Source organism: Pseudoalteromonas sp. SWXJZ10B (assembly GCF_015864475.1).
GTDB classification, from domain to species: Bacteria; Pseudomonadota; Gammaproteobacteria; order Enterobacterales; family Alteromonadaceae; genus Pseudoalteromonas; species Pseudoalteromonas arctica.
Genome location: NZ_JADYXD010000014.1, coordinates 96,900 through 110,795 on the forward strand (window position 1 = coordinate 96,900; position 13,896 = coordinate 110,795).

The 13,896-nt window shown below is 39.7% G+C and carries 13 protein-coding genes; 7 read left to right on the top strand and 6 right to left on the bottom strand.

What is annotated here, in order from left to right; genetic code table 11:
- Positions 1-80 precede the first annotated feature (80 nt).
- From I6F54_RS13525 to I6F54_RS13540, 4 genes are all read left to right on the top strand, one after another.
- Positions 81-290, top strand: a complete 210-nt coding sequence (locus tag I6F54_RS13525; RefSeq protein WP_006792548.1) for a cold-shock protein — start codon at positions 81-83, stop codon at positions 288-290.
- A 186-nt stretch (positions 291-476) separates the two neighbouring features.
- Entirely contained in the window at positions 477-686 is a 210-nt protein-coding gene (locus I6F54_RS13530) for a cold-shock protein (RefSeq protein ID WP_010554515.1), read from the top strand.
- Positions 687-868: 182 nt separating this feature from the next.
- Entirely contained in the window at positions 869-1,084 is a 216-nt protein-coding gene (locus I6F54_RS13535) for a cold-shock protein (protein WP_197141815.1), read from the top strand.
- 231 nt (positions 1,085-1,315) lie between these two features.
- Entirely contained in the window at positions 1,316-1,564 is a 249-nt protein-coding gene (locus tag I6F54_RS13540; RefSeq protein WP_002963088.1) for a DUF3297 family protein, read from the top strand.
- A 229-nt stretch (positions 1,565-1,793) separates the two neighbouring features.
- On the opposite strand, the gene I6F54_RS13545 is transcribed toward I6F54_RS13540, so the two are convergent.
- Together I6F54_RS13545 and I6F54_RS13550 are read right to left on the bottom strand one after the other, a co-directional pair.
- On the bottom strand, positions 1,794-2,645 hold the full coding sequence (locus I6F54_RS13545) for an alpha/beta hydrolase (protein ID WP_197141800.1): 852 nt from the start codon (positions 2,643-2,645) through the stop codon (positions 1,794-1,796).
- A gap of 146 nt (positions 2,646-2,791) precedes the next feature.
- Positions 2,792-3,208 (bottom strand): MerC domain-containing protein, encoded by a 417-nt coding sequence (locus I6F54_RS13550; RefSeq protein ID WP_197112666.1) that lies wholly within the window; start codon positions 3,206-3,208, stop codon positions 2,792-2,794.
- 141 nt (positions 3,209-3,349) lie between these two features.
- On the opposite strand from I6F54_RS13550, the gene I6F54_RS13555 reads away from it, so the two are divergent.
- Positions 3,350-5,761: a TonB-dependent receptor gene (locus tag I6F54_RS13555; RefSeq protein WP_197141802.1), complete on the top strand. Its 2,412-nt coding sequence runs from the start codon at positions 3,350-3,352 to the stop codon at positions 5,759-5,761.
- Positions 5,762-5,793: 32 nt separating this feature from the next.
- Positions 5,794-7,197, top strand: a complete 1,404-nt coding sequence (locus I6F54_RS13560; RefSeq protein ID WP_197141805.1) for a 5-methyltetrahydrofolate--homocysteine methyltransferase — start codon at positions 5,794-5,796, stop codon at positions 7,195-7,197.
- Between the two features lie 97 nt (positions 7,198-7,294).
- Here I6F54_RS13560 and I6F54_RS13565 read toward each other — a convergent pair whose 3' ends face one another.
- From I6F54_RS13565 to I6F54_RS13580, 4 genes are all read right to left on the bottom strand, one after another.
- Complete coding sequence (locus tag I6F54_RS13565) at positions 7,295-8,596, bottom strand: DEAD/DEAH box helicase (RefSeq protein ID WP_197141807.1); 1,302 nt, start codon at positions 8,594-8,596, stop codon at positions 7,295-7,297.
- Between the two features lie 189 nt (positions 8,597-8,785).
- Positions 8,786-10,162: a KAP family P-loop NTPase fold protein gene (locus tag I6F54_RS13570; RefSeq protein WP_197141809.1), complete on the bottom strand. Its 1,377-nt coding sequence runs from the start codon at positions 10,160-10,162 to the stop codon at positions 8,786-8,788.
- A gap of 196 nt (positions 10,163-10,358) precedes the next feature.
- Positions 10,359-12,179 carry a glutamine--fructose-6-phosphate transaminase (isomerizing) gene (gene glmS / locus I6F54_RS13575; protein ID WP_197141811.1) on the bottom strand — a complete coding sequence of 607 codons (1,821 nt, stop codon included), beginning with the start codon at positions 12,177-12,179 and terminating at the stop codon, positions 10,359-10,361.
- Between the two features lie 40 nt (positions 12,180-12,219).
- Entirely contained in the window at positions 12,220-12,984 is a 765-nt protein-coding gene (locus I6F54_RS13580; RefSeq protein WP_166421745.1) for a DeoR/GlpR family DNA-binding transcription regulator, read from the bottom strand.
- A gap of 159 nt (positions 12,985-13,143) precedes the next feature.
- On the opposite strand from I6F54_RS13580, the gene I6F54_RS13585 reads away from it, so the two are divergent.
- Complete coding sequence (locus I6F54_RS13585) at positions 13,144-13,671, top strand: sugar O-acetyltransferase (protein ID WP_197141813.1); 528 nt, start codon at positions 13,144-13,146, stop codon at positions 13,669-13,671.
- Positions 13,672-13,896: the final 225 nt, after the last annotated feature.

The following is a 13,896-nucleotide window of genomic DNA, read 5'->3' on the forward strand; positions in this document are numbered from 1 at the left end:
ATCCTCAGTTAAATGTATGTTTTCTTCCTGTTAAATTGCCTAATTTAAGGCGCACTTTTATTAATTCTTAGGATACTATTATGTCTAATACTACAACTGGTACAGTTAAATTTTTCAACGAAGCAAAAGGTTTTGGTTTTATCGAGCAAGAATCTGGTCCTGATGTTTTCGCACATTTCAGCGCGATCTCTGGCGACGGTTTCAAAACTCTAGCTGAAGGCCAACGTGTACAGTTTACTGTTACTCAAGGTCAAAAAGGTCCACAAGCTGAAAACATCGTTAGCATCTAATTGCTTTCGTTAAAATGGGTTAGCAATAACCCATTTTGAATACTAGTTTGAAAGAAGTTCTGTTTTATTTGTTAGTACCGAGTTGTTTTAGTAATAATCCTACGCGATATCCTCAAGTTAACTATTTTTTCCGGCTCAATCGCCTCTTTTCAGGCACACTTATATTAATTTTTTAGGATACATATTATGTCTACTACAACTACTGGTTCAGTAAAATGGTTTAACGAAGCAAAAGGTTTTGGTTTCATCGAGCAAGAATCTGGCGCAGACGTGTTCGCACATTTCAGCGCAATCTCTGGCGACGGTTTCAAAACTCTAGCTGAAGGCCAACGTGTACAGTTTACTGTTACTCAAGGTCAAAAAGGCCCACAAGCCGAGAACATTGTTAGCATCTAATTGCTAAACAATTTAGTGGGTTAGCAATAACCCATTTTGAATACTAGTTTGAAAGAAGTTTTGTTTTATTTGTTAGTACCGAGTTGTTTTAGTAATAATCCTACGCGATATCCTCAAGTTAACTATTTTTTCCGGCTCAATCGCCTCTTTTCAGGCACACTTATATTAATTTTTTAGGATACATATTATGTCTANATACAACTACTGGTTCAGTAAAATGGTTTAACGAAGCAAAAGGTTTTGGTTTTATCGAACAAGAATCTGGCGCAGACGTTTTTGCACATTTTAGCGCAATCTCTGGCGACGGTTTCAAAACTCTAGCTGAAGGCCAACGTGTACAGTTTACTGTTACTCAAGGTCAAAAAGGCCCACAAGCCGAGAACATTGTTAGCATCTAATTGCTAAACAATTTAGTGGGTTAGAAATAACCCATTAATATATTTATCTTTATAATTATTTAGTCGAATATCTTCAAAACCTCCTCTGTAAATATTTTCCAAGCGCAATCTCATTTGTATACACAACTCATTAATTAGTACATTTTTAAACACATTTACTACTATCTCTCTTGAGCGAAAGCTTTGTATTGCCTACAATAGCGCATACTTCATTCAATATAGAATATGACCATGAACGACACTACCGCAAAACCTGCTTTACCAGATCGCCTTTCTATTAATCCACGCAGCCCACATCATGTGGAAGAAGTTTTTGAACACGATATTGGTATCACGTTCAACGGCAAAGAGCGTTTTGATGTTGAAGAATACTGCATCAGTGAAGGTTGGATAAAGTTTGCATCGCCTAAAGGGCTTGATCGTCGCGGACAACCTCTTTTACTTACAAGAAAAGGCACTGTTGAAGCTTTTTACAAGTAATACCAACCTGCTTAATTAAGTGATCTATTTTGAGGGCGGAAAAACGAGTTGGTAGCCAGGCAAAAAAATCGCTATTTAGTTGTTCTAATTGAGAATTTTTTAACGCAGGTAGCGACACGTTTAGCCCCGCAAAATGATTAAGTATTATTGCGGATTGGTATAAGCTAATAATACTCACTAAAAAAGCGACACCTTATTGGGTAGTCGCTTTTTTTGTGCTTGTTAAAAATCATTTAATAGTATTAATTTTCGCTTTACCCAGCACCCAATCTAAGCCTTGGATTGCTGTTGTTGGAAATGCGGTTGCATGATTAGCGCCGTCAATAACAACACTTTTTAATTCTATATTGTCACTTTTAAGCGCATTAATTTTTTGCGTTAGCTGCTTAGCACCTTCAACCATATTTTGCTCTTCGCCGAAAGCTGGCGTTTCCATAGATCCAACTGATATATATACCCTTATAGGCAATTTTGGCTTATTCACTTTTAACGCTAATAGTACATTATTATCAAACCAAACCGATGGGCTGCCAATGATATAATTGCTAAATAAATCGGGTGTCGTTAATAAAATAGTCGCGCCAAATAAACCGCCTAACGAATGCCCCATGTAGGTTCTTTGTAAGTTACTGGCCCGATAGTTTTTTTCAATAAAAGGGAAAACTGTACTTTGTAAAAACTGAATATGCCCTTTGGCATTACCTGTTTGCTTTTTCCAATCTTTTGCAAAGGTAGGCGTGTAATCTCTAATTCGGCTGTTAGAGCCAGCGGACCCTTTTTCATAGCCAATTGCTACAATAATAGCCTGTTGCATTTTGCCACTATTCATAGGGAATCGTGTAGCCCCAGCAACGATGGGAAAGGTATACGGTGCATCGGTTACATAAATAACTGGATACGTTTTATTAGGCTGCTTTTGGTATGATTTAGGAAGCTGAATATACACAGGATACGCCCGCTCGCTAACGGGCTCAATGAGCTCAACCACGTTACTTCGGGGTATTGAATAAGGGGTATTTGCGCTTAATTTAAAACATATTAAGGCACTTAAAAGCAAAAGAGATTTTAAAATAAGAGGCACTGTATTGGTTAACCTAAGCTAAAAATAAATTAAGTACCTACTTTAAAGTACTTTTAGCGAATATTTAAGCTATCTAAAAAAACAAAGTTTAAATAAAAAATAAAGTGCCAGTGTAGCTTTCGTTTAAACCACCAGCACTTATAGCATTAAACCACTTGATCTGGCTCACCGCCTGAACATGGGCAGTTGTCGTCATTCTGTTTAAGACATTGCTGATAATTAAACCAATGGGCTACAGCAATAAACGCTGAGCCTATTAAGGTTAGCGCTTTTTCGAGCACTTCATGGCCTAGCAATACGGCAAATATCATAAAAGCTAAGCCTGTTACACCAGACACCATATAACGTGTACGTTTATGTTTTTTACAGCCTAAACTCAATGCCAACAAACTGGTTGGCATTACCGCCGCAAGAATCCATAAATGAAATTGCTCACTATCTATTTGCATTACAGCAAAGCTTGGTAATAACGCTAAAATAACCGGGGTTGCAAAGCAATGCACTGTGCACATTACCGATAACCCTATTGCCATACGATCCATAACACTTTGACTCGACTTCATTATTTCCTCTACTAAATCAGTGTCTCCACTCAAAAACGCTACTTTTAAGGAGACATTTTAATAACATCAGTTAATTACTGTTGATATATTATAACATTACTCGCATAATTGATATAATATAACATCCAACAAGGTAGTCAAATGAAACGTAGATCACAATTAGCTGTTCTCATAGCAGCTTTATTGCCGGCTAGTGTGCTTGCATCCACAATAGAAGGCGTTGTTTTAAACAACAAAGGTAAAGCAGTTACCAATGCAACGGTAGAAGTTGAAGGCTCAGATCTTAAAGTAACCACCGATGAAAACGGTAAATCTGTTATAACAGAACTAAAAAATGGCTTAAAAGAGCTTCACGTTGTAGCCCCTGGTTATGCGCATCTTCATCGCGATATAACAATAACTAATGATGAAAACCAATCGGTTACTTTTAATTTAAAGCGCTCGCCTATTGAAGTTATTGATATTGAAGCGACCCCTATTCATATGTCGGCAATGGAATCTGCCTCACCTGTAAGTGTGCTCTCTGGCGAACAGCTAAGACGACAACAAGCTGCAACACTTGGCGATAGCCTTGAAAAACTCCCAGGCGTTAATACTAACTTTCACGGTAAGGTAGCCAGTACCCCTATTATTCGTGGTTTAAGCGGCCCGCGTGTACTCATTACTCAAAATGGTCTTGATGTTAGCGATGTATCAAGAGTTGGCCCCGATCACTCTGTTGCGTCAGAAGCATCGACCGCACAACAAATAGAAGTATTACGTGGTCCTGCAACCTTATTTTATGGCAGTGGTGGCGTTGTAAATATAGTTGATAACCGCGTACCAACCGACAGTACAACCCGTGGCGAGTGGAACGTAGAACATAACTCGGTTGATAACCAAAAAGTAGCCTCGTTTAATGCCACCACAGGTACCGATTCATTTGCTTTTTACGCCGATGCGTTTTGGCGTGAAGCCGACGACTACGAGGTGCCTGTAGCTGCCGATATAGATAGCAACGGTGAAGAGCATCATGGCGATTACACTGTTGAAAACAGTAATGAAGAGTCCGACGGTTTTACTGTTGGCGCTAGCTATTTAATGGATAATGGATTTATTGGCATAGCGGTAGAGCAATTTAATCGTCAATACGGCATTCCTGGTCATACGCACGTCGAGGAAGAAGAGGAAGAACACAACGACGAAGAAGAAAGCGTATTTGCTGATTTAGAGCAAACTAAAGTGCAATTATTAGGTGAGTACAACCTAGATAATAAATGGCTAAACAAAATAAATCTCCGCGCTGGCCATACCGACTACGAACACGCTGAAATTGAGAGCGGCGCTGTTGGCACTACCTTTAAAAACGAAACCAACGAATTACGCATAGACCTACTGCATAACCAATTTAACGAATGGAATGGCGGTATTAGCTTTCATTACAAGCAAAGCGATGTTGAAGCACAAGGTGAAGAAGCCTTTACGCCTCCATCAGAAACCGAAAGCTTTGCTGTAGCGTTAATGGAAGAAAGGCACTTTGGTGATTTTTTAGTGCAGGTAGGTGGGCGTATTGAGCGTGTAACCATTGAAGCAGGCGACGTATTGCTGCCAAATATTGACGCTCACGCACACGATGAAGCAGAAGAAGCCGAAGAAGCCGACGAGCATGATCATGGCCACGAAGAAAGCGCAGAAACCACTCGCGTATTTGATGTAGAGCATGAATTTACGCCAGTCAGTTTATCGGCAGGGGTAGTATGGGATTTTACATCTAACTATAACTTAGGGCTGTCGATATCGCGCTCTGAACGCGCACCTTCTGCCTCTGAGTTGTTATCGTTTGGGCCGCATATTGGTACTGGCACTTACGAAGTAGGCGCACTATTTGATTTAGATGAAGATGGCCATTTGGGTTTATCTGAACAAGCAATTGATCTGGAAACAGCCAATAATATCGATTTAACCCTACGTAAAACTCAAGGCGATGTTGGCTTTATTTTAAATGCCTTTTACAACCAAGTAGATAACTACTATTACCAAATAGACACCGGTTTATTCGCCGAAAGTGGACACGACCATGGCGATGAAGAAGAAGGCGTTGACGAGCACGACCATTCATCAGAGCTACCCGTTTATTTATTTAAAACAGATGATGTAGTTTTACACGGCTTTGAAGCGCAAGTTGCATGGCAACTAACTAACGAGTTTAAGCTAGATGTATTCTCTGACTACGTTCGTGCACGCCTTAAAGACGGCGGCGATTTACCCCGAACACCACCGCTTCGTTTTGGCAGCGAGCTAAGCTATCAAACAGATAAATTAAGTGCGCATATTCACGTAACTCGCTATCAAAAGCAAGACCGCACAGCCCCACAAGAAACAGCCACAGACGGTTACACCTTAGTTGATGCGAGCATCTCTTACGACCTTTTAGTGTTAAACCAAGATGTGTCTGTTTACCTACGAGGCACTAACTTAACAGATACAGAAGCACGCGTGCACAGCTCGTTTGTAAAGGATATAGCGCCACGTCCAGGACGTAGTTTTGCGCTAGGTATTCGCGGTTATTTTTAAGCGTTAAAAAATTATAATTAAAGGAAATAAACATGAAAAAACTATATCAATTAAAGCTTATTGCACTCGCTATTAGCGCTACATTTATTACGGCCTGTGGCGATGCAGAAACCAACATTGTGGAAAAAGATCCTATTGTTGTAGAAGACGAGCACGACCATGATGATGATGATGATCACGACCATGACGACGGCTATACCATAGACTCACTTGGCAGACTTGCCGTTCTGGCAGGTGACAGTAACGAAGCTAGCTTTTTTGATTTAGACAACAGCGAATTACTTGATACATTTACACTAAACAATGACTCAAACACGTTATCTGCATCACCAGGCTTTCGTTATGCTGTTATTGCTAATCGTACTCAAGATTACCTAGGGTTTATAGACGGCGGTATGTGGCGCGAAGATCACGCAGAGCACTTGCATGATTATGAGCAAGGCCCTGCATTTAGTAGCTACGAGCTAACAAGTGGTAGCCGCCCTACACACTTAATGACTCATGACGGACAATTAGCAATATTTTACGATGGCGATGCAGATTCAGGTGCGCCTGCTTCTGTTGAAGTATTAACAGATAGCGATATCACTAACGCAACAGCAACACTCCCTGGTATTAGCTACGATATAAATATGCACGGTGTAGCTGAACCACGTGGTGAACATTTATTATCAACTATTCGCCGTGATGATAGCGAGAGCACATCAGTTGCTAAAGTAATGCCAGACCAAGTCGGTGTTTATCATTTTCATGATGGTGAATACGAACTTGAACAAACGCTAGCGCCTACATGTCCTGATTTACACGGCGCAGCACAAAACCACGACTATGTTGTATTTGGTTGTGGTGATGGTGTGCTAATAGCTCATCAACAAGATGATGTATACGAAGCACAAAAAGTAGCAAATATAGAAGCTGTAGGCACTGAACGCATTGGTACTTTATATGGCCACGAAAATAGCGACACCATTTTTGGTATTGCCGCAGGACACGATGGCAGTAGCTCAGTATTACTGAGTATTCATTCTGAAAATGCCGAAATGGAAGAAGTAGAATGGCAACTTGCTGATGGCGCAAGTGCTGTTTCTTATTCTTTTTCAGCCAGTGGTGAACACTTTTTAATACTCGACAGCCTAGGCTTTTTAAATGTACTTACTGGGCATAAACATGACGGTGAAATGCACTGGGAACTCGCAGGCCAAGTAGATATTACTCAAGCAGACGTAACCACAATGCCCGAAGGAATGAGCTTTAGTATGACAGTGGCGCAAAGTGGTCAGTTTGCTTATATTGCCGACCCAATTGCTCAACACATAGTGCAAGTGCACCTAGAAGACCTAGAAATTGAAAGTGAGCTAGAGTTAACTTTTCCACCTGCAAGCATTACCTGGTTAGGGATTGCACAAGAAATAGAAGATGAAGGTCACGACCATTAATTTAAAACTAACGCTTTAAATTAAAGCCACAAAACAAAAAACCCGTAATTAGGTTTACTAATTACGGGTTTTTACAGCTATTTATTTAGCTCTATTGTTACTTACGGCGCCAGCCACTCCATACATCATCTATATCATCGGCTTTATTTTTTTTCTTTTTCTTGCCTGTGCCTTCTGGTTTTGCCATTGGCTTTTCATTTTTAAGTGCAAGGGCCGCATCTAAGTTTGCTTGGTTAACAGCAAAGCCAGCTACTTCCTCACGTTCAAGGCGAAGCTTGTTTTTCTTCTCGATTATTTTAAAGTGATGAAAGTCTTCATAATCAATTAATGATAATGCTAAGCCTACTTCGCCCGCACGACCACTTCGACCAATACGGTGCATATAATCAGATGGGCTGCGTGGTAGATTAAAGTTTATTACTACTGGCAGTTTTTCAATATCTAAACCACGTGCAGCAATATCTGTTGCGATAAGTACTTCGATTTCGCCCGCTTTAAATTTTTCTATTACGCGAGTACGTTCACTTTGACCTTTATCGCCATGGAATACTTGTGCGTTAACACCGCGTTTTTCAAGTTTACTGGCTAAGTGCTCACAGTCTTTTTTAGCGTTTACAAAAATCAGTGCTTGGCGCCATTTATGTGTTTTAATTAAATGCGCTAAAACAGTCGTTTTTTCACCTTTATTTACGGTAAACACACGCTGTACTAACGTACTTTCGTCTTTGCTTTGAACTTGTATTTCAACAGGGTCATTTAATAGCTTTTGCGTTAGAGACTTAACTTGCTCAGGAAAGGTCGCTGAAAACAACATGGTTTGTTTTTTAGCAGGCATTAACGCTAATAGCTCAGCAAGCTCTTCGGTAAAGCCAAGGCTTAGCATGCGGTCGGCTTCATCAAGTACAAGCGTATTTAGTTTATCAAGCTTAATCGCGTTACTTGAGATTAAATCGAGCAAACGCCCAGGCGTTGCAACAATAATATCAGCACCACCACGCAGTGCCTGCATTTGTGTATTAACCGATACACCACCAAACACCGCAACCGTTTTAATTGCGCCATTAAAGTTAGCAGAATACGATTTAACACTATCGGCTACTTGCGTAGCAAGCTCGCGAGTAGGTACTAAAATAAGCCCTGTTACAAAGTTGCCTTTGCTGGCTGAGCTTTTACTACCTTGTTCAACAAACATTTTTTGTAGCATTGGCAGCGCAAACGTTGCTGTTTTACCTGAGCCAGTATTTGCCCCTGCAATTAAATCACTGCCCGCAAGCACACAAGGTATAGCCTTAGCTTGAATTGGCGTAGGCTGGGTATATTCCAAATCGGTTAAACGAGCTAATAGCTCTGGAATAAGACCAAGTTCGGTAAATGTGCTAGGGCTTGTGGCTGAGGTCATGAATGTTACGGGCTCATTGCTAAAAAAGTAGCCTGTAATTTTAGCGTATTTAGCGATTATTAAGTAGGGATTAGTGATTTAAATGTTTTTATAGATAATAGCTGCGCGATTCGAGCTACAAGCTCTAAGTATACTTTAGATCTGATTATTTTTGCTCATTAATACGAAAAGGGAGTTTTCCCCCTTTATTTAAGATATAAAACGACCTGCACGCTCAACTAACTCAGGGTAATGTAATATCGAAAACTGTCGATTTTGGTTGAAGCTAAAGTCATATAGGATCATGTCGCCAAGCTCCGCTGAACATTGTTGAATTTCTGAAGGTTTTATTCCGGTTTTTCCTAGTAACTTACTTATAATGCTAATAATTTTACCTTCATAGGCTTTATTTGAGTCCAAGTTTGATTCAGGGTTACTCATTTTTTCAATAAAAATATTCCAATCTTGACTGGAGTCAGTTCGAAATTTATCTTTCCACATTGGTATCGTAATTTTATATAATTCTGGCTTACTTATTTTTAGGATAGCTAAAAATACTAACGGTAACGTATATAGCCTTTCTTCAGTTGTTAGCTGAATTGCTTGTAAAATCTTTATGGCTTGTTCAATATCTCGTAAACCCGCATCACATAAAAGAGCTGTTTGAGCCAGCAAATAAGCATTACCATTTTTATGCACAGCAATTAACTTATCATCATTAACAAGCTCTGTTTTCCATAAGTACTCTGAGTAAGACAAGCGATTTGGTGGTGGTAGATGATAAATTTGATCGAAAAATCTATTTAGGTATTTTTTAGATTCAAAATTATTACCATAAATAGCCTTGATTGAATGGCTTAATTGCTCGGATGCAGTAGCAACAACAAAGTAAACGCGCGGTATTTGGAATAAATGTTTAATTGTCTCGAGTAGTTCAATGGCATAACTAGGTCTACATCTGTCTAACTCATCTACGAATATAAAAATTGGTTTTATATCCTTACCTGCCTTTTTCGCGATCTCCCCTAAATTAGTCTTAAAAGTAATAATACTATTTTCTATGCTTTCTTGATGTTCTAACGCAATATTTGTTGCTTGAGTAGTTAGACCTTCAACTAATCTATTTGTAGCTTTTTTATCTATATCGGATGCTTTACTTTCCTCAAAATCACTCTCGATTAATTCGTTTATTTGATCTAGAGAATAGCCCGTCAATTTTTTTGCTATAAAAGATAAAAGTAATGGAGCGGCAGCAAGCTTGAATTTATTCCATTTATTTTTTTGGCTTGCGTTGGTCTTTTTACTAAAAAAAGGTTTTAGCTCTTTATCGATCGCAGAAATAAAACCAAGCAAAGGGTTATCTGTAAAATCCTTCTCCCAAGCATTAAAATAAACAACTTCGCAGCCTTGTGACTTTAAATCACTTCGCCAATTTGTAAGAAAATAGGTTTTACCAAAGCCCCACTCTGCATCAATATTTAAAACGAAAGGTTCTTCTTTTTTTATTGTAAACCGGTTGAGTAAGTAAGAGGTTAGATATTTTGCATCCTCACCTCGATTTAACTTATCGTCATTCCATGGTTCCATTTTATCTTCCCTGATTTTGTTTATAACTATATTGCCATGAAGACGTTGATTACGAAACATTGTATTCAAACGAAGTTATTTTTATTGTTATTTAATTAAGTTGCCTTGCAACAAGAGAACACAACTACAATTACTCATAAAAAAAGGCGCATTGAGCGCCTTTCACCTTTAATAGGTAACAACTAACCCATTGATTTTACTCAACTGTAACCGATTTTGCTAAGTTACGAGGTTGATCAACGTCAGTGCCTTTAATTACGGCTACGTAGTACGACAATAACTGTAATGGCAGTGTGTAAACTATTGGCGCAATAATGTCGTCAGTGTGGTTTACGTTGATTACACGCATTGTGTCGTCTGACTCAAAGTGTGAATCTTTATCTGCGAATACGTAAATAATGCCGCCACGTGCGCGTACTTCTTCTACGTTTGATTTAAGCTTTTCTAATAACTCATTGTTTGGTGCTACAACAATAATTGGCATGTCGGCATCAATAAGCGCTAGTGGGCCATGTTTAAGCTCCCCTGCGGCATAAGCTTCTGCATGAATGTACGAAATCTCTTTAAGCTTAAGCGCGCCTTCCATTGCAATTGGATATTGCGAACCACGACCTAAGAATAATGAATGGTGTTTATCAGCAAACTCTTCTGCAAGATCTGCAATGCCATCAGCTAGTAGCAATGTTTCTTCTAACTTAGCTGGAAGTACTTTAATTGCATTTACAATTGCGCTTTGATCAAGGCCTTTTTCTTGCGCTATAGACGCAGTAAGCATTAACAAACCAACCAACTGCGTAGTAAATGCTTTAGTAGATGCTACGCCTATTTCAGCGCCTGCTTTAGTCATAAAGGCAAGGTCTGATTCGCGTACAAGCGATGAACCAGGTACGTTACAAATAGTCATTGAGGCCATGTAACCTTGCTCTTTAGCTAGGCGTAATGCAGCTAGCGTATCGGCAGTTTCACCCGATTGAGAAATAGTAACAAGTAAGCTATTTTCATGAACAAACGACTGACGGTATCTAAATTCAGAAGCTATTTCTACATTACAGCTAACGCCTGCAAACTGCTCAAGCCAGTAACGTGCAACCATACCTGAATGGTAAGACGTGCCACAGGCAATAATTTGTACGTGTTTTACATCTTTAAATATTTGCTGAGCGCTGTCGCCAAAGGCATCAATTGCTACGCGGTCGTCGTTTAAACGCCCTTCAAGAGTATTACGTACAGCAAGTGGCTGCTCGTAAATTTCTTTTAGCATGTAATGGCGGTAATCGCCTTTGCCTGATGCATCTTGCGTAATGTTTGATTCAATCACTTCACGCTCTACAGCGTCGCCATTTTCATCAAAAATTTCTACTGTGTCACGTGTAATACGCGCTACGTCGCCTTCTTCTAAAAAGATGAAGCTACGAGTAACAGGTAGTAATGCTAATTGATCAGACGCAATAAAGTTTTCGCCAAGGCCTAAACCAATAACAAGAGGACTACCTGAGCGCGCTACAATGATTTCGTTGTCGTTGTCTTTATCAAATACAACAGTACCAAAAGCGCCTTCAAACTGTTTAACAGCTGCTTGTACTGATGCAAGTAACGTTGTGTGTTGTTTACGAAGTTGGTGAATTAAATGCACCATTACTTCTGTATCAGTGTCTGATAAGAATTCGTAACCATCTGCTTTAAGTGCTGTACGTAGGCTAGCGTGGTTTTCAATAATACCGTTGTGCACAAGTGCTAACTGGTTGTTTGATACATGTGGGTGAGCATTTGCTTCTGTAACGCTACCATGTGTTGCCCAGCGCGTATGTGCAATGCCTGTATGACCACTAACGCCGGCTTTTTCTAGCGCTGCTTCTACGTTAACTACTTTACCTACTGCTTTAACAGTATTAAGTGTGTTGCCATCAAGCAAGGCTACGCCTGCTGAGTCATAACCACGGTATTCAAGACGCTTAAGGCCTTCAACTAAAATTTTGTTTACTGGACGTTCTGCAACTGCCCCAACTATTCCACACATAGTGTCTCCATTAATTTTTTAAATACTTGCTACTGAGTAGCTATTGTATAATCTCTGCGCAAATTAGTTTTACACCACACGCCTCAATCGCTTTGCGTTTATCGTCTGCTAAGCCATTGTCGGTTATTAATGTGGTTACTATTTTCCACGGTAATTCTAAATTTGGTATTTTTCGGCCAATCTTGTCAGATTCAACCATTACTATTACTTCACGTGCCGCTTTTGCCATAACCTGGCTTAAGCCTACTAACTCATTAAAGGTTGTAGTGCCACGCTTTACGTCTATACCGTCAGCACCAATGAAAAGCTGATCAAAGTCGTAAGAACATAATACATTTTCGGCAACTTGCCCCTGAAATGACTCAGAATGTGGATCCCACGTTCCGCCGGTCATTAAAAGTGTCGGCTCGTTCTCAAGTGCTAATAAACGACTAGCGACTTTAATCGCATTGGTCATAACAACGAGCCCACGTTTATTGGCAAGTTCAGGGATCATCGCTGCTGTAGTGCGTCCGCTATCAATAATAATGCGATTATGATCGTTTATAAGTGAGGCCGCCGCTTTTGCTATTGCGACCTTGCGCTTTGAATCTACTTCATCGCTAACAATTTCTTTAGGTAGTGCTATAGCACCACCGTAGCGGCGAAGTAATAAGCCACTTTTTTCAAGCGAGGTTAAATCTTTTCGAATGGTTACTTCAGATGTTTGAAACTGTTCAGCTAGCTTTTCAACAACTACTTCACCTAGTTCATTAACCTGAACCAGTATATTGTGACGACGCTGTTGTGTGTTTCGTTTAGTCATAAAGCTCGTGAATTAAGTTTCGTTTCGAAAGTTATGCGATTTTAAACGAAACAACCTAAATGGCAAGTGAACGAGCAAAAAAAACACAGTTTTATTCTAATAATAATAAAACTAAAAATACGGTAAGCTATAACCAATTAAGTTATAAAGATAAATACAATGCAGTCATTTAACAGTATCAGTAAAGAATACTTAGCACAGCGAAAGCAAGCTGGTGAAACTTGCCGTTTATTCAATAAGAGCCCAAGCAAAGGGAACTTAAAACGTATCAAGGAGTTATTTTTAAAGTCGGGTGATGGTGTAATTATAGAATCAGGTTTTCATTGCGATTACGGCAATCAAATAGTTATTGGTGACCGTACTTTTATGAATATTAATTGCACACTTCTCGACTCGCCATTAGCCAATCACTCAATCACCATAGGTGATGACTGCTTAATTGGCCCGAACGTTCAGCTTTTAGCTGTGTCACATGCTACTAATCCAGCAGAAAGGCTTAATAAGGAAAACTTTGCAGCATCTATCGTGTTAGGCAATAACGTATGGGTTGGCGCAGGTGCAATTATTTTAGCGGGTGTGAGTATTGGTGAAAATAGTATTCTGGGTGCGGGTGCTGTGGTTACTAAAAATGTAATGCCTAATACTGTAGTAGCGGGTAACCCAGCTCGTGAAATAAGAACACTGTAGCTATTCTCGATGTGATTTTAACGTTGGGAGTCGCTACGCTCGCCCTACGTGCTAGGTGTTGATGTGAGTGCGCATTAATTGCACGTATTTTACTTTTCTGCAGACGTAAAAAAGCCCGAATCGTTAGATTCGGGCTTTCTACAATTTGAAGCCTGGTAATGTCCTACTTTCACATAGCAAATGCTACACTATCATCGGCGCTGTTTCGTTTCACTACTGAGTTCG

Coding starts and splice junctions, on each gene's coding strand:
- I6F54_RS13525 (WP_006792548.1), top strand. CDS start 81: ATGTCTAATACTACAACTGGTACAGTTAAATTTTTCAACGAAGCAAAA.
- I6F54_RS13530 (WP_010554515.1), top strand. CDS start 477: ATGTCTACTACAACTACTGGTTCAGTAAAATGGTTTAACGAAGCAAAA.
- I6F54_RS13540 (WP_002963088.1), top strand. CDS start 1,316: ATGAACGACACTACCGCAAAACCTGCTTTACCAGATCGCCTTTCTATT.
- I6F54_RS13550 (WP_197112666.1), bottom strand. CDS start 3,208: ATGAAGTCGAGTCAAAGTGTTATGGATCGTATGGCAATAGGGTTATCG.
- I6F54_RS13555 (WP_197141802.1), top strand. CDS start 3,350: ATGAAACGTAGATCACAATTAGCTGTTCTCATAGCAGCTTTATTGCCG.
- I6F54_RS13560 (WP_197141805.1), top strand. CDS start 5,794: ATGAAAAAACTATATCAATTAAAGCTTATTGCACTCGCTATTAGCGCT.
- I6F54_RS13565 (WP_197141807.1), bottom strand. CDS start 8,596: ATGACCTCAGCCACAAGCCCTAGCACATTTACCGAACTTGGTCTTATT.
- I6F54_RS13570 (WP_197141809.1), bottom strand. CDS start 10,162: ATGGAACCATGGAATGACGATAAGTTAAATCGAGGTGAGGATGCAAAA.
- glmS (WP_197141811.1), bottom strand. CDS start 12,179: ATGTGTGGAATAGTTGGGGCAGTTGCAGAACGTCCAGTAAACAAAATT.
- I6F54_RS13580 (WP_166421745.1), bottom strand. CDS start 12,984: ATGACTAAACGAAACACACAACAGCGTCGTCACAATATACTGGTTCAG.
- I6F54_RS13585 (WP_197141813.1), top strand. CDS start 13,144: ATGCAGTCATTTAACAGTATCAGTAAAGAATACTTAGCACAGCGAAAG.